The following is a 1,002-nucleotide window of genomic DNA, read 5'->3' on the forward strand; positions in this document are numbered from 1 at the left end:
CCGTTATATTCATGATGGCTTTTAGTTTTTTCTTGGAAAGCATCTGTTTGACCTTCCTTACAGTCGTTTCTTCTTTTCGTGACTTTTTAGCCTCGGACAGGTCGGTGTTTTCAGCTTCTATCCACGTAAATGCCTGTTGTATTCTGTTCGCTCGGGATTCGATATCCTCATAAAAACGCGAAACCTCAAATGAAAATATGTACCGGCGTTTTCCTTCTTTTTCTTCTCGAATAAAAAAGGCTTCGTTTTCAATCGGTTCAAAATTCTGTATTGTTAGTCGTTGTTTATAATTATCTGGTGTAACAACTTCTGGCATTACTTGTTCAAATAACGGATGACAGGCCATTTCGTTTTTATCCATGGCGGATAAATAGGTCATTTGTTTTTCTTCCAGTAGATCCAAGTGATCCTTGGAGACCATGCCACGGTCGAATACCAAGTGGCATGTTTTTAGGGAAAATCGCTCTTTTAATTCCTCAATCAACCAAGGCAAGGTAGTAACATCCTGTGTATTTCCATCAAGCACTTTCCAATAGAATGGGGAGCCTTCAGGGGTTACTAATAGGGCAATAACGATTTGCTTCCGATCCTGCCGATGATCACGTGAATATCCAAATTTGGAAATCATACATTTACAGCCTTCCATATAGGTAGAGGTAATATCATAAAACATCGCTTCACCAACGGAGGGATCCAAGCTTTCCAACTGATTATAGATGTGTGTCTGCAGATCCCTTTCACGATCATTCAGATGGTCAAGCTCCTGGTAAATGGCATAATTATTAGGAATAACAGCGTCATCATAAAGACTGGACAATGCCGTTGAACGCATCCAATCTATGACATTTATTTTGCTTAATGGTTTGATACATCGATTCAATACAAGTGCTTCGGCAAGTAAGGAATCGGAGAAAAAATGATGCAATTCAAGCTTTTTCCATAACGCATGTAGAACGATAACCGGAAGATAGGTCCAATGATTTGTCACTACTACATCGTCGC

General features: G+C 39.6%; 1 protein-coding gene. It reads right to left on the reverse strand.

The annotated features are described in order from the left end of the window. Positions 1-1,002: IS1634 family transposase (locus tag AC6HVZ_RS19585; protein ID WP_497559794.1), on the reverse strand; the 1,002-nt coding region annotated here is incomplete at both ends.

This window comes from Oceanobacillus sp. NCCP-135, assembly GCF_059698015.1.